Annotated in this window: 23 protein-coding genes and 1 pseudogene; 17 read left to right on the top strand and 7 right to left on the bottom strand. The window is 64.8% G+C overall.

The genetic code is table 11. The features are described from left to right. The 3 genes and pseudogenes from AC56PL_RS26195 to AC56PL_RS26185 form a co-directional block, all read left to right on the top strand. A pseudogene (locus tag AC56PL_RS26195) lies at positions 1–382 on the top strand (HNH endonuclease); the annotation flags it as partial. Between the two features lie 156 nt (positions 383–538). After that, positions 539–1237, top strand: a complete 699-nt coding sequence (locus AC56PL_RS26190; RefSeq protein WP_495517182.1) for a response regulator — start codon at positions 539–541, stop codon at positions 1235–1237. Then, complete coding sequence (locus AC56PL_RS26185; RefSeq protein WP_497155626.1) at positions 1234–2679, top strand: sensor histidine kinase; 1446 nt, start codon at positions 1234–1236, stop codon at positions 2677–2679. The genes AC56PL_RS26190 and AC56PL_RS26185 overlap by 4 nt, the downstream gene beginning before the upstream one ends. Here the strand turns inward: AC56PL_RS26185 and AC56PL_RS26180 are convergent. After that, the gene (locus AC56PL_RS26180) at positions 2669–3094 is read right to left on the bottom strand and encodes an HIT domain-containing protein (protein WP_495517184.1); all 426 of its coding nucleotides are present in this window, start codon (positions 3092–3094) and stop codon (positions 2669–2671) included. The two genes, AC56PL_RS26185 and AC56PL_RS26180, sit on opposite strands and share 11 nt — an antisense overlap. 96 nt (positions 3095–3190) lie before the next feature. Between AC56PL_RS26180 and AC56PL_RS26175 the strand changes: the two genes are divergently transcribed. From AC56PL_RS26175 to purD, 4 genes are all read left to right on the top strand, one after another. Next, on the top strand, positions 3191–4462 hold the full coding sequence (locus tag AC56PL_RS26175; protein ID WP_497155625.1) for a bifunctional glycosyltransferase family 2/GtrA family protein: 1272 nt from the start codon (positions 3191–3193) through the stop codon (positions 4460–4462). After that, a complete protein-coding gene (locus AC56PL_RS26170) occupies positions 4459–6588 on the top strand; it encodes a glycosyltransferase family 39 protein (protein ID WP_495517186.1) in 2130 nt (709 codons plus the stop codon). Before AC56PL_RS26175 ends, AC56PL_RS26170 begins: the two co-directional genes overlap by 4 nt. A gap of 93 nt (positions 6589–6681) precedes the next feature. Further along, positions 6682–7962, top strand: coding sequence for a low temperature requirement protein A (locus AC56PL_RS26165; RefSeq protein WP_495517187.1), 1281 nt, complete (start codon positions 6682–6684; stop codon positions 7960–7962). Between the two features lie 37 nt (positions 7963–7999). Then, positions 8000–9250, top strand: a complete 1251-nt coding sequence (gene purD, locus AC56PL_RS26160) for a phosphoribosylamine--glycine ligase (RefSeq protein WP_497155624.1) — start codon at positions 8000–8002, stop codon at positions 9248–9250. Here purD and AC56PL_RS26155 read toward each other — a convergent pair. Continuing rightward, the gene (locus AC56PL_RS26155; protein ID WP_497155623.1) at positions 9240–10247 is read right to left on the bottom strand and encodes an SDR family NAD(P)-dependent oxidoreductase; all 1008 of its coding nucleotides are present in this window, start codon (positions 10245–10247) and stop codon (positions 9240–9242) included. The two genes, purD and AC56PL_RS26155, sit on opposite strands and share 11 nt — an antisense overlap. 51 nt (positions 10248–10298) lie before the next feature. On the opposite strand from AC56PL_RS26155, the gene AC56PL_RS26150 reads away from it, so the two are divergent. Further along, on the top strand, positions 10299–11144 hold the full coding sequence (locus AC56PL_RS26150) for an MmyB family transcriptional regulator (protein WP_495517190.1): 846 nt from the start codon (positions 10299–10301) through the stop codon (positions 11142–11144). A 52-nt stretch (positions 11145–11196) separates the two neighbouring features. On the opposite strand, the gene AC56PL_RS26145 is transcribed toward AC56PL_RS26150, so the two are convergent. After that, positions 11197–12153 carry an alpha/beta hydrolase gene (locus tag AC56PL_RS26145; RefSeq protein WP_497155622.1) on the bottom strand — a complete coding sequence of 319 codons (957 nt, stop codon included), beginning with the start codon at positions 12151–12153 and terminating at the stop codon, positions 11197–11199. A 90-nt stretch (positions 12154–12243) separates the two neighbouring features. On the opposite strand from AC56PL_RS26145, the gene AC56PL_RS26140 reads away from it, so the two are divergent. The 3 genes from AC56PL_RS26140 (at position 12244) to purB (ending at position 15570) form a co-directional block, all read left to right on the top strand. Further along, positions 12244–13392: an aminotransferase class I/II-fold pyridoxal phosphate-dependent enzyme gene (locus AC56PL_RS26140; RefSeq protein WP_497155621.1), complete on the top strand. Its 1149-nt coding sequence runs from the start codon at positions 12244–12246 to the stop codon at positions 13390–13392. Positions 13393–13465: 73 nt separating this feature from the next. After that, positions 13466–14074 carry a TetR/AcrR family transcriptional regulator gene (locus tag AC56PL_RS26135; RefSeq protein WP_495517193.1) on the top strand — a complete coding sequence of 203 codons (609 nt, stop codon included), beginning with the start codon at positions 13466–13468 and terminating at the stop codon, positions 14072–14074. Between the two features lie 68 nt (positions 14075–14142). Beyond that, positions 14143–15570: an adenylosuccinate lyase gene (gene purB, locus AC56PL_RS26130; RefSeq protein ID WP_497155656.1), complete on the top strand. Its 1428-nt coding sequence runs from the start codon at positions 14143–14145 to the stop codon at positions 15568–15570. A gap of 72 nt (positions 15571–15642) precedes the next feature. Here the strand turns inward: purB and AC56PL_RS26125 are convergent, their stop codons facing one another. Next, positions 15643–16239, bottom strand: coding sequence for a TetR/AcrR family transcriptional regulator (locus tag AC56PL_RS26125; protein ID WP_497155620.1), 597 nt, complete (start codon positions 16237–16239; stop codon positions 15643–15645). Positions 16240–16328: 89 nt separating this feature from the next. Here AC56PL_RS26125 and AC56PL_RS26120 point away from each other — a divergent pair, with 89 nt between their 5' ends. The 4 genes from AC56PL_RS26120 to AC56PL_RS26105 all read left to right on the top strand — a co-directional run bounded on the left by AC56PL_RS26120 (position 16329) and on the right by AC56PL_RS26105 (position 19129). Then, entirely contained in the window at positions 16329–17732 is a 1404-nt protein-coding gene (locus AC56PL_RS26120) for an MFS transporter (protein ID WP_497155619.1), read from the top strand. Between the two features lie 109 nt (positions 17733–17841). Next, positions 17842–18186, top strand: coding sequence for an ArsR/SmtB family transcription factor (locus AC56PL_RS26115; protein WP_497155618.1), 345 nt, complete (start codon positions 17842–17844; stop codon positions 18184–18186). Then, on the top strand, positions 18183–18635 hold the full coding sequence (locus tag AC56PL_RS26110; RefSeq protein WP_497155617.1) for an SRPBCC family protein: 453 nt from the start codon (positions 18183–18185) through the stop codon (positions 18633–18635). The genes AC56PL_RS26115 and AC56PL_RS26110 overlap by 4 nt, the downstream gene beginning before the upstream one ends. Then, a complete protein-coding gene (locus tag AC56PL_RS26105) occupies positions 18632–19129 on the top strand; it encodes a pyridoxamine 5'-phosphate oxidase family protein (RefSeq protein WP_497155616.1) in 498 nt (165 codons plus the stop codon). The genes AC56PL_RS26110 and AC56PL_RS26105 overlap by 4 nt, the downstream gene beginning before the upstream one ends. A 4-nt stretch (positions 19130–19133) precedes the next feature. Here AC56PL_RS26105 and AC56PL_RS26100 read toward each other — a convergent pair whose 3' ends face one another. Continuing rightward, entirely contained in the window at positions 19134–19424 is a 291-nt protein-coding gene (locus AC56PL_RS26100; RefSeq protein WP_497155615.1) for an Rdx family protein, read from the bottom strand. 127 nt (positions 19425–19551) lie between these two features. On the opposite strand from AC56PL_RS26100, the gene AC56PL_RS26095 reads away from it, so the two are divergent. Together AC56PL_RS26095 and AC56PL_RS26090 are read left to right on the top strand one after the other, a co-directional pair. Then, positions 19552–20445, top strand: coding sequence for a phosphoribosylaminoimidazolesuccinocarboxamide synthase (locus AC56PL_RS26095; RefSeq protein ID WP_497155614.1), 894 nt, complete (start codon positions 19552–19554; stop codon positions 20443–20445). Beyond that, positions 20442–22559, top strand: a complete 2118-nt coding sequence (locus tag AC56PL_RS26090) for a S9 family peptidase (protein ID WP_497155613.1) — start codon at positions 20442–20444, stop codon at positions 22557–22559. Before AC56PL_RS26095 ends, AC56PL_RS26090 begins: the two co-directional genes overlap by 4 nt. Positions 22560–22641: 82 nt before the next feature. Here AC56PL_RS26090 and AC56PL_RS26085 read toward each other — a convergent pair whose 3' ends face one another. Further along, the gene (locus tag AC56PL_RS26085; protein ID WP_495517202.1) at positions 22642–24096 is read right to left on the bottom strand and encodes a DHA2 family efflux MFS transporter permease subunit; all 1455 of its coding nucleotides are present in this window, start codon (positions 24094–24096) and stop codon (positions 22642–22644) included. A gap of 67 nt (positions 24097–24163) precedes the next feature. Further along, positions 24164–24676, bottom strand: a complete 513-nt coding sequence (locus AC56PL_RS26080) for a MarR family transcriptional regulator (RefSeq protein WP_495517203.1) — start codon at positions 24674–24676, stop codon at positions 24164–24166. Positions 24677–24728 lie beyond the last annotated feature (52 nt).

Here is a 24728-nt window from a genome sequence, read left to right as displayed (position 1 = left end):
GTCAGAGATGAAGACGCTGTGCCGTTTTCACCACCTGCTCAAGACCTACTCCGACTGGCTTGATGATCAGTACCCCGACCCCGAGACCGGGCGGACCCGGTTGATCTTCACCACACCCGAACGCCACCACTATCACGGTCCGGGGTGGACCGGCGACGATTTGTTCCCGACGTTGCGGTTGATCGTCTTCGACAACCAGCGCGGCTCACCGAAAACATCGCCGCCAACATCACCGGCGAGATCACAGCCACGTACCGCTGCCAAACACGCACGCCGTCAGCAGGAACGACTTGCCAACCGCCGACGACGCGAGCGAGAAGCCGCCCGCCGCCTGGCAGTCGGCGAAGAACGAGGAAGGAACGAACCACCACCGACCTTCTAGAAGCCCGGGGCGATCACAGCTTCGCGGTTTACCGGCGGAGTGCTCTGACCACCAGGTCTGCCACGGATCTCGGCCCGCCTGATTCGAACGTCATTCACAGGAACCTCCCAGGTTGCTGGCAGACTCTGGATAAGACGGTCAGGCAGGGTGTGAGACATGAGTGATCAGAGTGCGCGGGTGCTGGTGGTCGACGATGAGCCGAACATTCGCGAGCTCTTGTCGGTCTCGCTGAAGTTCCAAGGGTTCGAGGTGCAGACGGCACCGGACGGTCCCAGTGCTCTCGACATCGCTCGTACGTTCCGCCCGGACGCATTGATCATCGACGTGATGATGCCAGGGATGGACGGTTTCGGGCTGCTTCGTCGTCTGCGCGCAGACGGCGTGGAAGCTCCGGCATTGTTCCTCACCGCCCGGGACTCGGTGGAGGACAAGGTCACCGGACTGACCATCGGCGGCGACGACTATGTGACCAAGCCGTTCAGCCTCGAGGAGGTTGTCGCCCGGTTACGGGTGCTGTTGCGGCGCGGTGGATTCGGCGAGAAGCCAGAGGCCAGTTCTCGAATCAAGTTCGCCGACATCGAACTCGACGACGACACCCACGAAGTGTGGAAGAACGGCGAGCTCGTGTCGCTCTCGCCCACCGAGTTCACCCTTCTGCGTTATTTCATGATCAACGCCGGCACCGTGCTGTCGAAGCCCCGGATCCTGGACCACGTCTGGAATTACGACTTCGGCGGCGAGGTCAACGTCGTCGAATCGTATGTGTCCTACTTGCGGCGCAAGGTCGACACCGGCGAGAAGCGGCTCATCCACACCCTGCGCGGTGTCGGATATGTGATGCGCGAGCCTCGGTGACAAAGGCTACCGAGGTCACCACCGCAGCGAAGCAACGCCGGGGCGTCCCGCTTCGGGTGTCGTTGGTGGCGCTGACGCTGGTCCTGGTCACCATGGGGCTGCTGGTGTCGGGTGTCGCCGTCACGTCGGCCATGCGGGACAACTTGATGGACCGTACCGACAATTCGTTGCGGGAGGCTGCCGCGGGGTGGGCGAGACCGCGGGCTCTGCCGCCGCCACAAATGGACCCCCAAGATGTCGAAAGCGGCCGTCCGCCAACGCCGTATTACGTTCAGATCCAGCGGTTCGACGGCAGCACGATGATCATCAACGACAACGAAGCAGAGCCGGATCTGTCCGACGCCAACGGTTTTGGCACTGACCCGGTGACGGTGAAGTCGGTCGGCGACGGACCGCGATGGCGGGTTGTCGAGACGACCTCATCGTTCGGCAGCGCGATCGTCGCGGTGGAACTGACCGATGTCGATGACACCGTCACCCGGTTGATCTGGCTACAGCTCGGCATCGGCGCCGGTGTGATAGTGGTGATCGGGGCACTCGGATATCTGTTGGTGCGCACCAGCTTACGACCGCTGGAACGGGTCGAGCAGACAGCGCAGGCGATTGCGGCGGGTGATCTGGACCAACGAGTTCCCCCGGCGGCACCCAACACCGAGGTCGGTCGGCTCGCGGAGTCGCTCAACTCGATGCTGCATCAGATTCAGGGTGCCTTCGCCGCGACTGCGGCCTCGGAGGAGCAGGCTCGCCGTTCCGAAGAGAACATGCGCCGGTTCGTGGCCGACGCCAGTCACGAATTACGAACACCGCTGACGTCGATCATGGGATTCGCCGAGCTGTACCGACAGGGTGCGATGACCGACACCGAGGTACTGATGTCGCGGGTCGAAACCGAGGCCAAGCGGATGGGATTACTGGTCGAAGACCTGTTGATGCTCGCCAGGCTCGATGCCCAGCGACCACTCGAACGGGCGCCGGTCGATCTGTTGGCGCTGGCATCCGACGTGGTGCACAGCGCCAGGGCGGCGGCCCCGGACCGGGATATCTCGGTGGAGGTGTTCGACGGACCGGGCATTCCCGAGGTCTCCGGCGATGCCGCCCGGCTCGCGCAGGTGTTGAGCAACCTCGTCGGCAATGCCATCTTGCACACGCCCGACGACGCGTCGATCACCGTTCGCGTCGGCACCGTCGACAACGATGCGGTCTTGTCGGTGTCCGACACCGGCCCAGGGCTGAGCGAGGAGGACCGGGCTCGGGTGTTCGAGCGGTTCTACCGCGCCGATTCATCGCGTCATCGCACCGACAGTTCCTCGGGCAGTGGCCTGGGCCTGTCGATCGTCGCGGCCTTGGTCGCCGCGCACGGAGGCACCGTTGGCGTCGAGTCGGAGCCCGGCGCCGGTGCGACGTTCTGGGTGCGGATTCCGCGGGACCAGATCAGTCGCTGACGTACTCACCGTGACCGAGGGCGCGTAGTTGCTCCCGGATCTTGTCGGCGGCGGCGTCGAGTGCCGCCGGATCGGGTTCTTTCTGCGCGTTTGCCAGGTCGAAGGTTTCCAGCTGCCAGGCCGGGAACACGTGGACGTGCAGGTGAGGAACCTCGAGTCCGGCGATCAGCAGGCCCATCCGCGGAGCGTCGAATGCCGCCTTGACGGCCAGCCCGAGGGTCTGCGCGACGGAACTGATCTTGCCGAAGAGTGCGGGATCGACACTTTCCCAGTGATCGACCTCCTGCCGCGGGACAACCAGCAGGTGCCCGTCGGTGACCGGGTTGATGGTCAGGAACGACACGACGTCGTCGTCCTTCCACACAAATCGTCCGGGGATGTCGCCGTTGATGATCATTGTGAAAACCGATGCCATGCCTCGACCTTATCCCCGTCCGCTGGTCGCAGCGCTTACAGGAACCTGACAGCGGCGATGCAGCTCTGCGACAGGCTGGGATTCCACAGTGACGGCATGAGCGCAGACACCATTGACGAGGTCCCGGCCGAGGTTGCCGCCATCGTCGTCGATCTCACACCCGCGGCACCGGTGATCGACATCGTTGTCCCGGTCTACAACGAGGAAGCAGATCTGGCGTCGTGTATCCACCGGCTCACCGCACATCTGAGTGCGCACATGCCGTACTCGGCACGGATCACCATCGCCGACAACGCCAGCACCGACGGCACATTGGCGATCGCGCGGGAACTCGCCGCATCGATTGAGAACGGCCGCCTTGTTCGGGTCGCCCATCTCGATGCGAAGGGGCGTGGCCGCGCGCTCAAGTGCATCTGGCGTGACAGCGACGCCGCGGTGGTCGCCTACATGGATGTGGATCTCTCGACCGATCTGAACGCACTACTGCCGTTGGTGGCCCCGCTGGTGTCCGGACATTCCGACCTTGCGATCGGTAGCCGGCTCACCCGGTCGTCGCGGGTTGTCCGCGGTGGCAAGCGGGAGTTCATCTCACGTGGCTACAACCTGATGCTCCGCACCACCATGGGTGCAAGCTTCTCCGACGCGCAGTGCGGTTTCAAGGCTGTTCGGGCGGATGTCGCCCGCCGGCTGCTGCCGATGATCGACGACACCGGCTGGTTCTTCGATACCGAGATGCTGGTGATCGCTCAGCGGGCGGGGCTGCGGATCGCGGAGGTTCCGGTCGATTGGATCGACGATCCCCACAGCAAGGTGGACATCGTCGCGACCGCGACGGAAGACATCAAGGGGTGCTGGCGCGTTGGCCGGGCACTGGCCTCCGGACGTCTGCCGGTTGCTGAGCTCAGAGAAAGCCTGGGCCGCAGCGAAATCGGTCCGCAGGTGGCCGGTGTCCCGCGCGGCCTGGCCGGCCAGTTGGTTCGATTCTGTCTGGTCGGCGTGGCCTCCACGGTCGCCTACGCGGGGCTCTATCTCGCGCTGCATTCCATTGTCGGCGCGCAGATCTCCAATTTTCTCGCGCTACTCATCACCGCCGTGTTCAACACAGCCGCCAACCGGGCGTTCACATTTCGTGTGCGCGGTCGCGATGGCGCCGGCAAGCATCAGCTGCAGGGCATCGCGATATTTGTACTCGGATGGGTGCTGACCGCCGGATCGTTGATGCTGCTGCACCTTTGGGCTCCGGATGTGTCCAAGCACGTCGAGCTGACCGTGCTGGTGGTGGCCAACCTGATCTCCACGGTCCTTCGTTTTGTCGGGTTTCGCCTGGTATTTCGCACGTCTCATCACAACAAGGAGGTATCGGCATGACGGTGCTGGTCGATCGTCTACCGGCCGAGCCGGAGCCGGCATCGCCGGAACCCGCCCCGATGTCAGCGCCCCGGCCGCGCTGGGAGTGGCCGGCCTTTGCCGTACTCATGGTCGCCACCGTGGGACTGTATCTGTGGAACCTGAGTGTCAACGGGTGGGCGAACTCGTTCTACTCGGCGGCAATTCAGGCCGGGTCCCAGTCGTGGAAGGCGTGGTTCTTCGGGTCCTCGGATGCAGCGAACTCGATCACGGTGGACAAACCACCTATGTCGCTGTGGATTCCGGGGCTCTCGGTACGACTCTTCGGTCTCAACTCGTGGGCGATCCTGGTACCGCAGGCCTTGATGGGTGCGGCGTCGGTAGCGTTGCTCTACTGGATTGTCCGTAAACGTTTTGGTCCCGTCGCCGGACTCATCGCCGGTGTCGGGCTGGCACTCACCCCGGTCGCGGTATTGATGTTCCGTTTCAACAATCCCGATGCGTTGCTGGTGTTGTTGATGATCGCCGCCGTCTGGGCGACGCTCAAGGCCATCGACGACGGCAGGATCCGGTGGATGATCCTTACGGGCGTGTTTGTCGGACTGGGGTTTCTGACGAAACAGATGCAGGTGTTCTTGGTCATCCCCCCGCTGGCGTTGACCTACATCGCGTTTGGACAGAGAACCTGGATCACCCGACTGGGGCATCTGTTCGCTGCGCTCGGAGCGATGATCGTCTCCGCGGGTTGGTGGGTTCTGGCCGTCGAAGTGTGGCCGTCCGGCTCGCGCCCGTACATCGGTGGATCACAGGACAACTCGATTCTCGAACTGACATTGGGCTACAACGGATTCGGTCGACTCAGTGGCAACGAGACGGGCAGCGTCACACCGGGGGGTGGCGGAACCGGTGGCGAGGGCGTCGGAGGATTTGGCGCTGAGGGATTCCCCGCCGGTCCCGGTGGCGGGGGCGGAGGTGGTATGTGGGGCGAAACCGGCTGGACGCGCATGTTCGACGCATCGCAGGGTGGTCAGATCGCGTGGCTGATCCCCGCCGCGTTCATCTTGGGTGTCGCCGCAATCATTCTGCGCGGCAAGTCGGTACGGACCGACAGCAAACGTGCGCTGCTGGTGGTCTGGGGACTGTGGCTGGTCACGACGATGGCTGTGTTCAGTTTCATGGCGGGGATCTTCCACGCCTATTACACGGTGGCGCTGGCGCCGGCGATCGCCGCACTGGTGGGTGCCGGGGCGGTTCAGTGCTGGCAACGCCGTGATCGGTTGTGGCCGCGTATGGTTTTGGCTGGTGCGATTCTGGCAACGGGCACAATGGCTTACGTACTCCTGAGTCGTTCACCGGACTTCGTGCCGTGGTTGCGCTACGTCGTGTTGATCGGCTCGGTCGTTGCCGCGGTCGTTGTGGCATTCTCACAGCTGACCAGACCGGCGCTGCGGCGTGTCGCACCCGTCGCAGCGTTTGTGGCACTGACCCTGGGACTGGTGGGTCCGGCCGCATATGCGATCGAGACGGTCTCGTCCACCAGATCGGGATCGATTCCCACTGCCGGGCCTTCCTCCGACGGCGGTTTCGGGCCGGGCGGTGGGATGCGTCGGATGACCGCCGGCGCCGGCGACATGGTGCCGCCCGGGATGACCGGACAGCAAGGCATGCCCGGCATGACCGACGGGCGAGGTGCACCGGGTGGTCAAGGTGCGATGCCGGGGCCGGGTGGCGGCACAGATGGCCGGGCGCAGTTGGGGGAAGCAGGTCAGATGGGTGGTGCCGGTGGCGGACTACTCTCCGGATCGACGCCAACCGGCGAGATGGTTGCGACCTTGAACGAGGACGCCGACCAGTTCACCTGGGTGGCGGCCGCCATCGGCTCGAACAGTGCGTCGGGCTATCAGCTGGCCACCGAGCATTCGGTGATGCCGATCGGTGGGTTCAACGGGAGTGATCCGTCGCCGACTTTGACCGAGTTCCAGGTGTATGTGCACGAGGGAAAGATCCACTACTTCATCGCCGGTGGCGGCCAGATGGGGGGCGGTGGCAGCGGCACCGCGTCTGAGATCACCGAGTGGGTCGAGGCCAACTTCTCCAGTACGACGGTGGGTTCGGTAACGCTGTACGACCTCACCGAACCCACCTGATCCACGCTCCTTCACGTGCTGACTTAGCCTGGGTCGGGGCCGATCCTTGGTTTCAGGCAAGCGATCGTCAATGGAGAAGGGCTGGGGCTCTACATGACCGACACACAGGGTGGCGGACCGTCGGCCGTGGCCGCAGTGAGCGAACTCAAACATCGGGTGACCCGCATGGTCGGCCGCGACCCGCACGAGGACGATCGGGCCGCGACCAACCTGGAGTTGTTCTTCGACCTCACGTTCGTGGTCGCCTTCTCGTTCGCGGGTCTGCAGGTCTCGCACTATGTGGCCGAGGGGCACTACAAGACGGCTGTGTTCGGGTTCGTCTTCACGACATTCGCCGCGATCTGGGCGTGGATCAATTTCACCTGGTTCGCCTCGGCCTTCGACACCGACGACTGGGTGTACCGCCTGACCACGATGGTGCAGATGATCGGCGTGCTGATCCTGTCGCTGGGCATCGAGCCGGTCTTCGAGTCCATCGATGCAGGCGGCGTGGTCAACAACCGCGTGATGGTTCTCGGATATGTGGTGATGCGGCTGGCGATGGTTGTGCAATGGCTTCGCGCGGCACTGGGCAGTTCGGGCTACCGCCACACGTGTCTGGTCTATGTGGTCGGCATCAGCATTGTGCAGATCGCCTGGGTGGCAGCGATATTCCTCGACACCGGCCTCTACCAGACGATGGCGGTGATCGGGCTGCTCGCGGCCGCCGAGATGTGTGTCCCGGTGATCGCCGAGAAAGTGGGCAAAGAAGGACCGACGCCGTGGCATGCGCACCACATCGCCGAGCGGTACGGCCTGCTGGCGATCATCACCCTCGGCGAGGGCATCCTCGGGACAGCCGTGGCGCTCCAGGCCGTGGTGCACCTCCAGGGCTGGACGGTCGAGACCGCCGTCGTCGGTCTGGCGGGTGTGGGGATCACCTTCGGCATGTGGTGGATCTACTTCGTGGTCCCTTCCGGGCGGGCACTGCATGCGCGCCGTGGCCGTGCGTTCACGTTCGGCTACTTCCACATCCTGATCTTCATGTCCATTGCGATGATGGGCGCCGGGCTCCATGTGGCGGCGCTCTACCTCGAGCACGAGGCGACGATCAGCGAGACAGCCGCGGTGGTCGCCGTGATCGTCCCGGTGGGGACCTACCTTGCGTGCATCTACTCGCTCTATGGTTTTCTACTCGGCTTCAACCGCGTCCACCTGGTCGAACTGTGCGGGATGGCGGTGGTACTCGCGGTGGCGGTTGTGCTTGCCGCGGCAGGGGTTTCGGTGGCGACCTGTCTGATCGTCGTGGCACTGGCACCCGCTCTGGGGATTGTGGTCGATGAGGTCGTGGGCAGCGAGCACAGACGTCAGGCACTGGAAGTGCTGGAGGCGTAGGTATGTGCCCCGTGCGGTGGGCGGTAGGGTCAGGCACGTGCGAGTACTCGTCATCGGATCGGGCGGCCGTGAACACGCCCTCGTCCTGGGTCTGAACCGCGACCCGTCCGTCACCGACCTACATGTGGCTCCGGGTAACCCCGGCACCGCGGCGTTGGCCACCAACCATGTGGTCGATATGGTGTCGACCGATGCCGTAGTGGCCCTGGCCACATCGATCGCCGCAGACCTGGTGGTCATCGGCCCCGAGGTACCCCTGGTACTCGGAGTTGCCGACGCGCTGCGGGCAGCAGGCATCGCCACGTTCGGCCCCGGCGCCGAAGCGGCAAAGATCGAGGGCTCCAAGGCATTTGCCAAAGATGTGATGGCTGCGGCGAACGTCCGGACCGCGCACAGCGAGATCGTCGACAACCCGGCCCACCTCGACGCCGCACTCGACCGTTTCGGGCCGACCTGGGTCGTCAAGGACGACGGGCTGGCTGCAGGCAAGGGTGTGGTTGTCACCGCCGACCGCGACGCCGCCCGGATCCACGCCGCCGACCTCCTCGAGAGTGGACATCCGGTGTTGCTGGAGTCCTTCCTCGACGGTCCCGAGGTGTCGCTCTTCTGCCTGGTCGACGGTGACACCGTCGTCCCGCTGCTGCCTGCGCAGGACCACAAGCGGGTCGGCGACGGCGACGCCGGACCCAACACCGGCGGCATGGGTGCGTACACACCGTTGCCCTGGCTGTCCGATGAGATGGTCGCGCGGATCGTCGACGAGGTCGTCAAGCCGGTCGCGGCCGAGCTCGTGGCCCGCGGAATCCCGTTCTCCGGCCTGCTCTACGCCGGACTCGCGATCGGCGCCGAAGGCCCCGCTGTTGTCGAATTCAACTGTCGCTTCGGTGATCCGGAGACCCAGGCCGTGCTCGCGCTGCTCAAGTCGCCGCTCGGTGTGGCACTGCACGCCACGGCCACCGGAACCCTCGAACAGCTTCCGCCCCTGGAATGGGAAGAGGGCGCTGCCGTGACCGTGGTCGTGGCCGCCGAGAACTACCCGGGACGGCCGCGTACCGGCGATCCGATCATCGGCTCCGACGCCGAAGGTGTGCTGCATGCCGGGACCGCGATCGCTGATGGTGCTGTGGTCTCCAACGGTGGCCGCGTGCTCAGCGTTGTCGGCGTCGGCGCAGATCTTGCCGCCGCCCGCGCCCAGGCCTACAGCCGGCTCGAGACCGTCAAACTGACCGGTTCGCACTTCCGCACCGATATCGGGCTGGCCGCCGAAGAGGGTCGCATCAGTATCTGAGGCCGCCCATCAGCTCCTCGGCATGGTTCCAGAGTTCGTCCTCGCGCAGCGGGTCATACGACTCGTCCGACGACCGGACCACCCGACCGCGGTCGATGTAGTCGCCGGAGGTCGCCGCGACGACACCCAGCGCGGTGTCGGTGAGGTGACGGGCCGCAGCGCGCTTCGTGGTGGCGATCGGGGTCAGGGTCAGCGCAGGCATCACTCGGCCGACGAGGAACCGTTCGAACCCATTCGCGTCGCGCGCCAGGCCGGTACCCGGGACGAAGCCGGGGTTGTAGGAGACGATCTGCAGCCCGTCGGGTAGCCGGCGCGCGAAGGCGTGGACGAGGTGCACAACCGCCAATTTGCTTGTGGAATAGGCAGTTCGGCCCGCCGCGGCCGACTCGGGATTCGGGAACGCGCCCGGTGCCGCCAGTCTGGCGGGGTGACTCCACGCCGGTGCCGGGATCATCCCGAGATTGTGCCGCAGGTCGCCGAAGTGGGTGTCGCTCGAGGTGACGGTGATGCGTGCGCCGGACTGAAGGCTGCCGGCAAGACTTCGGATCAAGACATGGTTGGCCAGTACGTTCACCGCGAACGTTTCCTCGTGGCCGTCCGGGGTGACGGTCAGGGCGTTGGTGAACTGGACTCCGGCGTTGGCGACGATTCCGGCCAGCGGTGGCAGTTGCCCCGCGGCGAGCAAAGACCTCACCCGATCGGCGGCCGCATGAACATCAGCAGGCGATGAGAGGTCTGTGGTGATGACGGTGACGGTGCCACCGCCGCTCCGCAGTTCGGAGGCAACGTCGTCGGCCGCGCCGCGGGCGAGCAGCACCAGATGGACGTCGGGGTCGTCGGACACGATGTTCGCGGCGGCAAGGCGGCCGATTCCGCGGGTGGCGCCGGTCATCACAAAAGTTCGGGTGGGGGTCAAGACGATCTCCTCGGATTTGAAACGGTACGTACCCGAAGAATCGTCTGCCGCGATCGGTACTGCCAGATCACCGGTGAACATGGGGTCTGGCAGTACCAGGCTCGATGAGGCGGGGTGTCGCACAATGGACCGGTGACAACATCACGAGCGGACGCGGGGGAGCTGATCCGGCGGTGGCGGGATCGGCTCGATCCGGCCGACGCCGGAATAACCACAGGAACCAGGCGGCGCGTCCCGGGGATGCGTCGTGAGGAACTCGCGCAGCTCGCCGGGGTGTCGGTCGACTACCTGGTCCGGCTCGAACAGGGGCGGGCCACCCGTCCCACCGATTCGGTGATCGGTTCGCTGTCGCGAGCATTGCAGCTCAGTCGAGCCGAACGCGACCATTTGTTCCGGGCCGCGGGGCTACTGCCGCCGGGAGATCGTCTCGTCGACGATCACATCTCGCCCGGAGTGGCACGGATCCTGGCCCGGCTTGGCGATCAACCGCTGGCGGTCTATGCCGCCGATTGGCAGCTCATCCGCTGGACGAACCCCTGGTCGGCACTGCTCGGCGACCCCAGCGCGACCTCGGCCGCCGACCGCAACCTCGTCCGGGTCATCTTCGCCTGCGACGCAGGCAAATACGTCCGATCCGAGCGTGATGCCCACCATTTCGAAGCGGCTCTGGTGGCCGATCTGCGTGAGGCCGCCGCCCGGTACCCGGCAGATCCCCGGGTGAGTGGTCTGATCGACGAGATGAACGCACACCATCCACGGTTTGCCGAACTCTGGCAGCGCGCCGAGGTCGGCGTGCACGCGTCCGACCGCAAGACCATCAGCCATCCGACGGTCGGCGACATCACCCTCGACTGCGATGTCCTACTGGTCCCCGGCTCCGACCTGAAGCTGGTCCTGTACTCGGCAACACCGGGCAGCGCAGACGCCGAGCTACTCGATTTCCTGCGAGTTGTCGAACCGGTGACGAGGCGGGACTGAGCAGAGCGCCGGTTCTCGGAGCTCATCAGCAGAGGAATCTGATCTACGTCCGTCAGTCCGCGAGGTTGCGGCCGAGGAATGCGATCTGTCCGGGCAGGACGCCCCGCCAGTAGCGGTTGGTGTGCCCACCCGGCGATGTCCCGAATGCCGGCGGCGGCCGCAGGCCTGCCATCCACTGGCGGGTGTAGGTGAAGAACTGGTCACTGGATCCGCACTCGATCAACAGTGGTATCTGGGTGAACGAATTCTGTTGTCCGAACAGGGAATTGGCTTGGTAGTCGGCAGTGCTGTCGAACGCGCGGGGCGGAAAGTTCGCGGGGTCGCCCCACAATGCGGGTGAGCTGACGGCGATCGCAGCAACGCGGGGAGCGCCGAGCATCGCGCCCAGACGTAGTGCGCCGTATCCACCCATCGACCAGCCGAACAAGCCGATGCGATCGGTGCGCAGACCCAGCCCAGGATCGCCTTCGAGTATCGGGAGGAATTCGTCGAGCACCATCGCACCGCCGTCGGTGCCGTCGGTCCGTGGGTGGTAGTAGCTGCGGGCGGCGTCCACCGCGGCCAGTGCAAACGGGGCGTTGCCCTGGCTTGCCCAATCCTGCATCAGGGTCTGCATCTCGAGCCCGCCCATGAACGCAGCGCGGTGATCGGTGTTCAGCGCGTGGAGGACCACAACAACCGGGAGTTCGCCGGTCACCCCGGCCGGTCGGGCCACCATCCAGTTCGTCTGGCGGCCGAGCATCTTCGCGGATTCGAAACTGCCGGTGAAGATCTCCGCCGTGCCGACGGGGGCGGTGGCCTCCTGGGGCCGGGTCGAAGGTTGATCCGCGCGCACCGCTTGCGGGGCGACCCGCTTCGGCTCGTCGTCAGCGCATGCCGCCAGCAATCCGAGGGCGCCGACCGCGAGCCCGGCACCGAGCACGGCACGACGGCCGGTCACGGGGCCGCCGTGGGTGGGAGGGTTGCCGGAGGTTCGGGGTGAGGGCGCCCGGTTGGCGGAGGTAGTCATCGCAGGACAACGGTACCTGTGAGTGGCGGGTGAATGTCAGTCGATGCGGGTGATCGATCAGGGCCGACCGGGAGCAGATAGTTTCGGGGTATGCGTTCGCAATCTCAACGATCTCAGGTCGACATGTTTCACGTGATGGACGTGCAGGCCGCGATTGCTGCGCGGCGGGCCCGTGGCCTCGACGTCATCTCGCTGGCCGCCGGTCAGCCGTCGACGTCGGCCCCGGTCCCGGTCCTCGCCGCCACCAAGAAGGCGCTGGACGAATCGTTGCTCGGCTACACCGAGTCGCTGGGGATCGCGCCGTTGCGCGAAGCAATCGCCGGCCACTATCGCGAGCGCTACGACGTTCCGGTGGAACCCGATGACGTGGTGGTGACCACCGGATCGTCGGGTGCGTTCACGCTGATCTTCCTGGCCGCGTTCGACGCCGGGGACACCGTCGCGATGGCTCGCCCTGGCTACCCCGCCTACCGAAATACGTTGGCGGCCCTGGGTTGTGAGGTCGTCGAACTCGATTGTGGGCCGCAGACGAGATTTCAGCCGACGGTGGCGATGCTCGAAGCGCTGGACCGACCGCCCGCGGGTTTGATCGTCGCGAGTCCGGCCAATCCGACCGGGACGATCCTGGATCCGGCCGAGTTGGCGGACCTCGCGCGCTGGTGCGATGCGCACGGCACACTGCTGATCTCGGACGAGATCTACCACGGCATCAGCTACGGCCGTGAGACATCGTGTGCGTGGAACACGTCGCGGCAATCGGTCGTCATGGGATCGGTGTCGAAGTACTTCAGCATGACCGGATGGCGCCTCGGCTGGATGCTGGTTCCCGAGCCGCTCCGCCGCCCGGTCGAACGGCTGACGGCCAATCTGACGATCTGCGCGCCTGCCATCAGTCAGTACGCAGCGGTTGCCGCATTCGGTCCGGAGTCGAAGGTCGAACTCGACGGTCACGTCACCCGGTATGCCAGGAATCGGGAGCTTTTGCTCGGGGGGCTGGCCGATCTGGGTATCGACGACATCGCCCCGCCGGACGGCGCGTTCTATGTGTACGCCGACCTCGGCGATCGCACCGACGATTCGCTGGGCTGGTGTGAGGGAGTGCTCGAACAGACCGGAGTGGCGATGGCACCCGGGCTGGATTTCGATACTCGCCACGGAAATCGGACTGTCCGGATGAGTTTCGCAGGCGCCACAGACGACATCGCGTTGGCCTTGGAGCGCCTCGCTCCGGTGTTTTAGCGCAAACGCCTGCCTGCAGCCGGTATTTGGCCGAAATGACCCATGGTCGCGCGGCCTTTGCCACCATGGCGGGGTGAACTCCGCAGGAACTCCAAAAGGCGCGCGTCGCAGGGCGCTGCTGATCGCCGCCGCGGGAGAGTTGCTATTGGAGGGTGGGTTTGACTCGGTCCGGCATCGTGCGGTCGCGGATCGGGCGGGGTTGCCGCTGGCGTCGACAACCTATTATTTTGCCTGCCTTGAGGATCTGGTGGCCGAAGCCGTCGAGCATGTCTGCGACGACGACCAGACCGCAATTGCCAAGCGGAGTCGGGCGCTCCCGCGCCGGCGTCGGGGTGCCGAGGCGACCGCTGAAGCGCTCGCCGAGGTGTTCGTCGGGGACAACACGCCACGGGCCACACTGACCTGCCGCTACGAAACAGTGATCCTGTGTGCACGGATGCCGCGGCTGCACCAGATACTCGCCGATCACCGGAACCGGATCCGGAACGTCCACTTCGACGTCCTGGAGAAGTCCGGGCGCAGCACCGACCTGTCCGGGATCGCGCAACTGATGGCCGTCGAGGACGGTGTGGTGATCGGGGCGTTGGCCGATTCCGTCGCAGATGTTGTGTCCGCGGCGAAGTTTGCACTGTCCGAGGTGATCGACCATGTCGCGCCGGTGACACCGGTCGCGGTGGGCTGACCTGCAGTGGCTGCGGAGGGCGTTTCGCGGCGGGGCATAATGTACCGGTGTCTGATACCGAGCAAAACCTGACGAAGCCCCGCGTATCCAACGTTCTGGCCGCGCGTTATGCGTCCGCCGACCTGGTGAGGCTGTGGTCGGCGGAGTACAAGATCGTGCTGGAGCGCCAGCTCTGGGTTGCGGTCCTGAAGGCGCAGCGCGAACTCGGTATCCACGTTCCGCCCGAGGCCATCGCCGACTACGAACGGGTGCTCGACCAGATCGACCTGGCGTCGATCGCGGATCGTGAACGGGTCACCCGGCACGACGTGAAGGCGCGGATCGAGGAGTTCAACGCGCTGGCCGGGCACGAACAGATCCACAAGGGCATGACCAGCCGCGACCTCACCGAGAACGTCGAACAGCTGCAGATCCTGCGCTCCCTCGAACACGTCCACGCCCATGGTGTGGCCACCGCGGCCCGGCTGGCCGATCGCGCCGCGGAGTACTCGTCGGTGGTGATGGCCGGACGCAGCCACAACGTCGCTGCGCAGGCGACGACGTTGGGCAAGCGTTTTGCTTCTGCCGCCGATGAATTGCTGATCGCCCTGACCCGGCTGCGCGAGTTGATCAACCGCTACCCCCTGCGTGGCATCAAGGGCCCGATGGGCACCAGCCAGGACATGCTCGACCTCCTCGACGGCGACGTGGAGAAGTTGTCGGCGTTGGAGTCGAAAGTTGCTGAGCATCTTGGCTTTTCGAAGTCGCTGACGTCGGTGGGGCAGGTCTACCCGCGCTCGCTGGACCACGATGTGGTCTCGGCGCTGGTGCAGGTGGCGGCCGGACCGTCGTCGCTGGCGCAGACGATCCGGCTGATGGCCGGGCACGAGCTGGTGACGGAGGGCTTCCAGCCAGGACAGGTCGGCAGTTCGGCGATGCCGCACAAGATGAACACCCGTAGCTGTGAACGGGTCAACGGCCTACAGGTCATCCTGCGCGGATACGGGTCGATGGCCGCCGAGCTCGCGGGCGCGCAGTGGAACGAGGGCGACGTGTTCTGCTCCGTGATCCGCCGCGTCGCACTGCCGGATGCGTTCTTTGCCATCGACGGTCTGATGGAAACGTTCCTGACCGTTCTCGCCGAGTTCGGTGCGTACCCCGCGGTGATCTCCAAGGAACTCGACCGCTATCTGCCGTTCCTCGCCACCACCAAGGTGTTGATGGCGGCAGTGCGTGCGGGGGTCGGACGCGAGGTCGCCCATGAGGCGATCAAGGAGAACGCGGTGGCCGTTGCGCTCGCGATGCGGGAAGACGGCCGCGAGCCCGACCTGCTCGACCGGCTTGCCGCCGACGATCGTCTGCCGCTGGATCGGGCAGCACTCGACGCCGCACTCGCCGACAAGTCGGCGTTCATCGGTGCTGCCGAACATCAGGTGGCCGAAGTGGTGGCGCAGGTCGCGGAGCTGGTCGCCAAGTACCCCGACGCCGCCGGATACGCGCCGGCGCCGATTCTCTGACGTCCCCCAAAACTGTCCTATAGCGAGGCGCCGAGGGTGAATAGCCCTCGGCGCCTTCTTATTTGACAGTTTTCAGGGTGTTCGCGGCGCGGGCGAGGCAAGTAGCGCGTCGACGCTCTGGCTGACGACGTAGGCGGCGTCCTGCGCGGCCAGGCGGCCGACGCGGACTTCGGTGGCCGCGCCGTGCAACAGGTAGTGCACGGCGTTCACCAGCCACGACACCGGCAGATCGGTACGGAAAGCGCCGGTGTCCTGCCCGCGCCGGATCAGGCCTTCGAGACGCTGCGCCGGCGCCTCATGGAGCTCGCGGATGCGTTCTTCGCCGAGGGTTCCCTCTGCAGCGGCCAGTAACGCCGACGACTGCCAGACCAATGACCAGCTCGACAATAGGAGCTCGCGCATCACCTCGCGGGGATCGCCGGTCAGATCCACCTCTTTCAGGACCTCCTCACCGGACCCCAGCGCATCGGCCAGGGTCGCCTCGATGAGGTCGGCCCGCGTCCGGAAGTGCCCGTACAGGGTCATGCGTCCCACACCGGCTGCGGTGGCGATGTCTTCGATGCTGGCCCGCGGGTTGGTTGCGAACTGTTCGCGCGCCGCAGCGAGGATGCGGTCGATGCTGCGGCGGGCATCAGCCCGCCGCCTGGGACGCGCCGCCGAATTGCTCACGGCAAAACCCTAGCTCGTACATGGCTGTACGTGTTAGCGTCGAACTAACTCGTACACAACCATACGACTTAGATCCTTAGGGGGTCGCCATGTCTGATTCGAGTAGAGAACCGATTGCCTTCGATCCTGAGCCTCACCCGGCCCGGTGGCGCATCCTGGGATTTCTGGGTGTGGCTCAACTGATGCTGATACTCGATGTCACGGTTGTCGCGATTGCGTTGCCGCACATTGGTTCTGATCTCGATGTCGGTCGCGAGGCGGTCACCTGGACCGTCAGCGCCTACACGCTGACCTTCGGTGGCCTGATGCTCCTGGGCGGTCGGATCGTCGATCTGGTCGGAGCCAAACGCGTTGTTCTCACCGGGCTCGGGGTCTTCGTGGCTGCCTCCCTGGGCACCGGACTCGCCGGCTCCGCCGAGGTTTTGATCGGTGGTCGGATTGCGCAGGGGGTCGGCGCGGCGCTGCTGTCCCCGGCGGCGTTGTCACTGGTGGTGACCCTGTTCGCGGGGGATGAGCGCAACAAGGCGTTGGGCGTGTGGTCGGCACTCGGGGGTGGCGGCGCCGCGCTCGGGGTGCTCGTGGGCGGCGTGCTCACCGCCGGACCCGGCTGGCCGTGGGTTTTCTTCGTCAACGTGCCGATCGGCCTGGTGATCATGGTGGCGCTCGCGCTGATGCTGCCTGCGCTACCCGCGGGCGCCGGCCCTGCTCGCCTCGACGTACTCGGTGCCGCGCTGGTGACCGCTTCGTCGGTGTTCTTGATCTATGCGCTGATCGAGGCCGGCGACGAAGGGTGGCTGACGGTTACTTCGGCAGTGCTGGTTCTTGTTGCGGCACTTGGGTTCGGGCTGTTCGTGTGGCGCCAACGCACTTCCGCATCCCCGTTGATGGATCTGGGTCTCTTGGCCCGGCGGCCGGTGGCAACAGGTGTGTTCTTGATCGTCATGGCAACGGCGCTGATGGTTGCGGTGTTCTTCCTCGGAACCTTCTATTTCCAGCACTCGCTGGGCTATGGCGCCCTGCACACCGGGCTGCTCTTCTTGCCCGTTGCGATCGCAACCATGGTGGGCGCCAACACAACCGGTCAACTCATCGGACGGCTCGGAGTCAGGGCGATGTCGGTGGCGGGGCTGCTCGTCGCCGCGGTCGGCATGATCGTTCCCGCCATCGAGCTGCATCCGGTGGCCGTCACCATCGGCGTGAGCATCGCCGGAGCCGGCACCGGGGCGCTGTTCGTCACCGCCTCGGCGACCGCTCTGGGGCAGATCGCTCCGCAGGAGGCGGGTATCGCGGCCGGCATCGTCAGTACGTTCCACGAGTTCGGTGCATCGATCGGGGCGGCCGCGATGTCGAGCACCGCGGCGGCCAGCATCGTCGGGGTCACGCTTGCCGGGTTCACTCGCAGCTTTGTCGCGGCGGGGGTGGCCGCCGTGGTTGCAGCACTCATCGTGTTGATCATCGCGCCCGGAAAGCCGTCTGTCGTGGCCCACGGGTGATGGCAAATCAGGGGTTGACGAATCGCCGACTCGGACTAATATTCAACTCATTGGTTGATAACCTATTAGTTGAATAACCCGGCAGGGTGGAAAGCCGAGGCGTGTACAAGTGGCCGATCAACTCAGCGCCGTGTTCTCAGCGCTCGCCGATCCGACGCGGCGGGCAATGCTGGAGCGACTGGCCGACGGCCCGGCCACGGTGTCCGCGCTTGCCGAGCCGTTCGACATGAGCCTGGCCGCGGTGTCCAAGCATCTGAAGGTTTTGGAACGGGCCGGCCTCATCTCGCGGGGGCGTGACGCCCAGTGGCGTCCGTGTTCGCTCGAAGCTCGCCCGCTCGAACAGGCCAGTGATTGGCTGGGCGAATACCGACGTTTTTGGGACGCGAAGTTCGATCAACTCGAAGAGCACATCAACCGGATCACCGGGGTCGGCAACCAGGAGGAAGAACCATGAGCGAGACAGCCAATCGAGAGTTCACAATCGTCCGCGAGTTCGCAGCACCGCCCGAGGTGGTCTTCGATGCCTGGGTCGATCTGGACCAGTCGTCCCAGTGGATGGCGCCTGAGGGCATGACCACACCACGCGAGCGCATGTACGGGGATGTTCGACCCGGCGGTGGTTACGGCGCGGTGATGGTGCTCCCGGATGGACTCGAAGCGCACATCGATGGCGTCTACCAAGAGGTCGACCGGCCGGACCGCTTGGTGTTCACGTGGTCGGATCCGACCATGCCGGAGAGCGTTTCGGTGTGCACGGTGACGTTTGTCGAATCGGCGCCCGGCGCGACCACCATGACTTTTCACCTGCTGGCACCGGGGCCCATCAGCAGCGATGACGGCGCGAAACTCGGCTGGGACAGCTGCTTCAACAAACTCTCGCGGCACGTGGAGACGGCGCCGTGATCACCGCCGACTCTCTGCCGCAGGGTGACCTCGCGCTACTCGAGACCGATGTTGCGCAGGAGCTGTTGCACACGGATATCCCGGCCCGACTCGCGTACGTCGTCGCCGATGGCACACCCCGGGTACTGCCGATCAACTTCTGGTGGAACGGCACCGAGCTGGTGATGGCCACCTTCGCAGGCGCCGCCAAGGTTCCGGCTCTCCGACGCCGTCCGGTGGTCGCCCTGACGATCGACACCGACCAGGCCCCGCCGCATGTACTGCAGATCCGCGGGAAGGCCGTCATCACCGACGTCGACGGGATCGTCGAGGAGTATGAGCTGATGATGCGTCGCGGTATGCCCGCTGACGTTGCCGACGGCTACTTCGCCGACCTGCGGGCAAGCGGGGCGAAGATGCACCGGATCGCCGTGATCCCGGCCTGGGTCGGGGTGCTCGACTTCGAGACGCGCTTTCCGGGTGCTGCGCCCGCGGCGCTGACAGACCGCGACTGAAGGGTCAGTCGGTCACCGAGTCCGCGTGGCCGAGGTTCCAATCGGGCACCGCGATATTCCGGACGAGTTTCTTGAGGGTGACGATGTCGGGGAAGCCGTTGTCACGCTTGCGCTCCCAGATCAGCGTGCCGTCGACCTCGATGTGGAAGACACCGCCCGTGCCTGGAACCAGCGTGACCGAACCGAGTTCGGTGCCGAAGGTGTTGAGCAGTTCGGTGGCCATCCACGAGGCCCGCAGGACCCAGTTGCACTGTGTGCAGTAGGTGATGGTGACGGCAGCTTTCGATTCACTCACCGGGTCATTGTCGCAGCAGGGGCCGGGAACGGGGTGGATGCGCCAATGGGCGATCGCGCCCTGATGACGGCATCGCCCGGGCACCTGGCAACGGCGGGCGATGCTCGGGCCACTAACCTCTACAGGTATGCGCCCTGCTCTGGACTCCTACGAACATCTCGCGGCCGGCAAGGTGCGGGATCTCTATTCGATCGATGAGGGCACCATGCTGATGGTCGCCTCGGACCGGATCTCGGCCTTCGATCACATCTTGTCGACGCCGATCCCTGACAAAGGTCGCATCCTGACCGCGATGAGCGTCTACTACTTCGGTGCACTGGGCGTTCCGCATCACCTCGCGGGTGGTCCTGAGGATCCCCGGATCCCGGCGGAGCTGCTCGGCCGGGCGCTGGTGGTCAAGAAGCTCGACATGTTGCCCGTCGAATGCGTCGCCCGTGGATATCTGACCGGGTCGGGATTGCTCGACTACAACGCCACCGGATCGGTTTGCGGGATCGAACTCCCCGCCGGACTGGGGGAGTCCAGCAAGCTGCCCGAACCCATTTTCACACCTGCATCCAAGGCGGACATCGGCGAGCACGATGAGAACGTCAGCTTCGACGCAGTCGTGGCCACCGTCGGTGAAGAGTTGGCGGTCCGTTTGCGGGACCTGACCCTCGACATCTATTCGTGCGGCTCGGAATTGGCGGCGCAGCGCGGAATCATCCTGGCCGACACCAAGTTCGAGTTCGGTCTGGACGCCGACGGCGCCGTGGTACTCGCCGACGAGGTGCTCACCCCGGACAGCTCGCGCTATTGGGATGCGAAGACCTACACCCCGGGCCGGGTGCAGCCGAGTTTCGACAAGCAGATCGTCCGCAACTGGCTCCTGAGCCCCGATTCCGGTTGGGACCGAGCGGTCGATGCGCCACCACCGGCACTGCCCGACGACATCGCGCAACGCACTCGCGCCCGCTACATCGAAGCGTACGAACGTATTTCAGGCCTGTCATTCGATGACTGGCCGAAGGGAGAGCAGTGACCGACACCTCGCAGGATTCCGAAGCCATCGTGCCGCCCGTCGCGAAACAGATTCCATTCGAGCGCACCCATCACGGTGAGACCGTGATCGACCAGTACGAGTGGTTGCGTGACAAAGAGGATCCCGAGGTCATCGCGTTTCTCGAGCAACAGAACGAGTACACCGCTGCCCAAACGGCTGAACTCGCCGATCTGCGGACCGACATCTACTCCGAGATCAAAAGTCGCACACAGGAAACCGATATGTCGGTGCCGACGCGGCGGGGCCAGTACTGGTATTACGCCCGCACCGAAGAGGGCAAGCAGTATTCACTGAGTGCCCGGTGCCCGATCAGTGGTCCGGACGACTGGACGCCGCCGAAAGTCGAGCCCGGACAGCCCGTTCCCGGTGAAGAGATCCTGCTCGACTCGAACGTCGAGGCCGAGGGCACCGACTTCTTCAGTCTGGGCGCGTTGTCGGTCAGTGAGGACGGCACGCTGCTGGCCTACAGCGTCGACAGCACCGGCGACGAGCGGTACACGATGCGGTTCAAGGACCTTCGTACCGGTGACCTGCTCGCCGATGAGATCACCGACACAGCGCCCGGTGCACTGTGGTCGCTCGACGGCCGTCACGTTTTTTATCAGACTGTCGACGAGGCCTGGCGCCCCGATACGGTCTGGCGGCACGATCTGGGTGCAGGCACCCCCGACGTCAAGGTGTTCCACGAACCGGACGAGCAGTACTGGGTGGGTATCGGCGGCACCCGCAGCGACAAGTACCTGATGATCACGGTCGGGTCGAAGATCACGTCGGAGGTCTGGGTCCTCGACGCCGGAGATCCCACCGGTGAGTTCACGGTGGTATGGCCGCGCGAAGAGGGCGTCGAGTACGGCGTCGAACATGCCGTCATCGAGGACCAGGATCGATTCCTGATCCTGCACAACGCAAACGCCGAGAACTTCGAACTGCTCGAAGCCCCGATCAGTGACCCCACGGCAACACGCACCCTGGTGCCACACGACGCCGAGGTACGCCTCGAGGATGTCGACGCCTTTGCCGGACAACTGGTCCTGAGCTACCGCCGCGAAGCGCTGCCGCGACTTTCGATCGCTCCGCTGACCACCGGCGAACCCGTGTTCACCGAGGTCACTTTTGACGAGGAGCTGTACTCGGCCGGGCTCGGGGCCAACCCTGAGTGGGCGGCCCCGCGCCTTCGCATCGGCTACACGAGTTTCATCAACCCCACCGAGATCTTCGATCTCGACGTCGCAACCGGTGAGCGGACGCTGCTCAAGCGGCAGCAAGTGCTTGGCGACTTCGATCCGGCCGACTACGAGCAACGCCGGGACTGGGCCACCGCACCGGATGGCACCAAGATCCCGTTGTCGGTGATCCGCAGGCGAGGCGCTGATTCCGGGCCCGCCCCGACGCTGCTGTACGGCTACGGCTCGTACGAATCGAGTAACGACCCGGGCTTCTCGATCTCGCGTCTGTCACTGCTCGATCGCGGCGTCGTATTCGTGGTCGCCCATATTCGTGGCGGTGGTGAGATGGGACGCCACTGGTACGACAACGGCAAGACCCTGACGAAGAAGAACACCTTCACCGATTTCGTCGCCGCGGCACAGCATCTCATCGACACCGGTGTGACCGACGCCGATCATCTCGTTGGCGAGGGTGGCAGTGCCGGCGGGCTGCTGGTCGGTGCGGTCGCCAACATGGCACCGGAACTGTTCAACGGAATCCTGGCCGTGGTGCCGTTTGTGGATCCGCTGACGTCCATCCTCGATCCGTCGCTCCCGTTGACGGTCATCGAATGGGATGAATGGGGAAATCCACTCGCCGACAAAGAGGTCTACGACTACATGCGGTCGTATTCGCCGTATGAGAACGTCGAAGCGTTGCCATATCCCGAGATCCTGGTGGTCACCTCGCTCAACGACACCCGGGTTCTGTTCACCGAGGCTGCCAAATGGGTTGCCCGACTTCAGGCCAACACGACCGGCGATGCCCCGATCCTGCTGAAGACGGAGATGAAGGCCGGTCACGGAGGGGTCAGCGGACGCTACAAGCAGTGGGAAGAGGTTGCTTTCGAGTACGCCTGGGTCCTGCGGCAGACCGGCGCCGTCTGACCTGCGCCACCACCTGACAAAGCAGCAGCGCCGCCCGGGAGAATCTCTCGGGCGGCGCTGCTGTTGTCGAACCGGATAATCGCTAGTGCATCATCACCGGCACCGGCTGCCCTTCGGCATCGGTGGGCTTGGCGATCGCCTTGCGGGGCAAGAAGAACGCCGGGATGAAGCAGAGTGCGATCAGGACAGTGACCACGATGAAGGTGCTGGCGAAGCCATCTGCCGCCTCGCTCAGAGTCTCTGCGTCCTTGAGGTTGTTGACCAGGAGCACCGAAGTGATCGCGGTGCCGATTGAACCGGCAGCCTGCTGAACCACATTCATCAGCGTTGAACCGTCGGGAACCTGCTTGTCCGACAGTGTTGCCAGCGCGGCCGACATGATCGGCATCATCGTCATACCCATACCGAGACCCTGAACGAACAGAGCGATACTCAGCAGCCAGAACGAGGTGTCCGCGCCAAGGAAGATGAAGAAGCCCATACCCAGTGTGATCAGGACGATGCCACCCATGACCAGCTTGCCCGGTCCCTGACGGTCGGTCAGTTTGCCGGACATCGGCATGGTCAGCATCGCGCCCAGACCCTGTGGTGCCAGCAACAACCCGGTCATCAGAGTCGACTCGCCGCGCACGCCGATGTAGTACTGCGGGAACAGCAGAGCGGCGCCGAGGAACGCGATCATGAAGAACGTCATGGTGACCACGGCCATCGACAGCTTGCTGTTCTTGAACAGACGCAGATCGAGCAGCGGGTTCTTGTGCCGCAGCGCGTGGAAGACGAACGCGATCATCAGGAGCAGGCCGACGGTGGCGGAGAGCCAGACCGGGGTATCGGTGAAGTTGCCGTGTTCAGCGCTCAGTGAGATGCCGTAGAGGAACAGGGCCAGGCCTGGCGAGAGCAGGAGCAGTCCGAGGAAATCGAATGTCGGCCGGGCCTTTTCGTCTTGCGCGGGCAGTACTGCCATCGCGTAGAAGAACGCAATGATGCCGATCGGCACGTTGATGAGGAAGATCCAGTGCCAGCTGGCGTATTCAATCAGTGCGCCACCGATGATCGGGCCCATGATCGGACCGAGCAGCATCGGAATACCGAGCATGGCCATCACGGATCCGACGCGAGCAGGCCCTGCGGCCTTGGTCAGGATCATCATTCCGACGGGCATGAGCATGCCGCCGCCGAGGCCCTGGAGCACGCGGAACACGGTCAGGGACGTGATATCCCAGGCCAGCGCACACAGTGCCGAACCCAAGACGAAGAGCACCAGCGACGTCAGGTAGACGTTCTTGGTGCCGAATCGTGCTGCAGCCCAACTGGACAGCGGGATCACGGCGGCCAGCGCCAGGGTGTAACCGGTGATGGTCCAGGCGGCTCCGGCCTGGTCGGTACTGAACTCATCCTGGAATGTGTTCTGTGCCACCGACACAACGGTGGTGTCGAGGATCGCCATGATGGCGCCGAGTACAACGACCACGGCAATTTTCAGAATCGCCGGATCGAGTTTCTGACTCGGCGGTGCGGCCTTGTCGGTAGAGGTCATAGAGTTGCTTTCTGGAAAAGGTTGGACATGCTGTCGTCTGGTCCGTCGGCGATGCCGACGCGGTTGCTTACATGGACGCCCGGTCATCGGCGCAAGGTGAGGGAGCGAGGTAGTCGCCGGACAATACCGGCACGAGTGCGTTGTTCAGATTGGTCCGCAGGTCGCCGGGCAGTGAGGTGACCAGACTGCGGATCGCGTCCTGCCCACGGTCGATTGCGACGGCAACTGCTTTTTCGCCGGCTTGGGCCAGGGATACCCGTTTGATGCGGCGGTCGAACTGGTCCTCACGACGGACGACCAACTCGAGGCCGACCAACTTGTCGACAGCTCGTCCGGTGGCAGCAAGTGAAAGGCGCAGCTCGTCGGAGAGTTCGTTGACCGAGAGCGGCCGGCAGTGTCGGCTGAGGATCAGCAGTGCCTTGAAGTGACTGAATCCGAGTTCGGTGTCGATGATGTCGTCCATCGTGTCGACGTCCATCGCCGCCATCAGGCGGGACATGAAGTCGTGGACGGTCTGGAAGGCCTCGTCGACTTCCACACGCTCCGAAGAGGGTTGCTCGACCACACCTGTTGTTGACACTGGCCAACGGTAACGCCGACGCAACTATTGGTGCCAACGCAAGCAATGTGTG

The organism is Williamsia sp. Y721 (genome assembly GCF_059683565.1).
This window is presented reverse-complemented; position numbering and strand designations above follow the sequence as displayed.

Coding starts and splice junctions, on each gene's coding strand:
- AC56PL_RS26190 (WP_495517182.1), top strand. CDS start 539: ATGAGTGATCAGAGTGCGCGGGTGCTGGTGGTCGACGATGAGCCGAAC.
- AC56PL_RS26180 (WP_495517184.1), bottom strand. CDS start 3,094: ATGGCATCGGTTTTCACAATGATCATCAACGGCGACATCCCCGGACGA.
- AC56PL_RS26175 (WP_497155625.1), top strand. CDS start 3,191: ATGAGCGCAGACACCATTGACGAGGTCCCGGCCGAGGTTGCCGCCATC.
- AC56PL_RS26170 (WP_495517186.1), top strand. CDS start 4,459: ATGACGGTGCTGGTCGATCGTCTACCGGCCGAGCCGGAGCCGGCATCG.
- AC56PL_RS26165 (WP_495517187.1), top strand. CDS start 6,682: ATGACCGACACACAGGGTGGCGGACCGTCGGCCGTGGCCGCAGTGAGC.
- AC56PL_RS26155 (WP_497155623.1), bottom strand. CDS start 10,247: ATGTTCACCGGTGATCTGGCAGTACCGATCGCGGCAGACGATTCTTCG.
- AC56PL_RS26145 (WP_497155622.1), bottom strand. CDS start 12,153: ATGACTACCTCCGCCAACCGGGCGCCCTCACCCCGAACCTCCGGCAAC.
- AC56PL_RS26140 (WP_497155621.1), top strand. CDS start 12,244: ATGCGTTCGCAATCTCAACGATCTCAGGTCGACATGTTTCACGTGATG.
- AC56PL_RS26120 (WP_497155619.1), top strand. CDS start 16,329: ATGTCTGATTCGAGTAGAGAACCGATTGCCTTCGATCCTGAGCCTCAC.
- AC56PL_RS26110 (WP_497155617.1), top strand. CDS start 18,183: ATGAGCGAGACAGCCAATCGAGAGTTCACAATCGTCCGCGAGTTCGCA.
- AC56PL_RS26095 (WP_497155614.1), top strand. CDS start 19,552: ATGCGCCCTGCTCTGGACTCCTACGAACATCTCGCGGCCGGCAAGGTG.
- AC56PL_RS26085 (WP_495517202.1), bottom strand. CDS start 24,096: ATGACCTCTACCGACAAGGCCGCACCGCCGAGTCAGAAACTCGATCCG.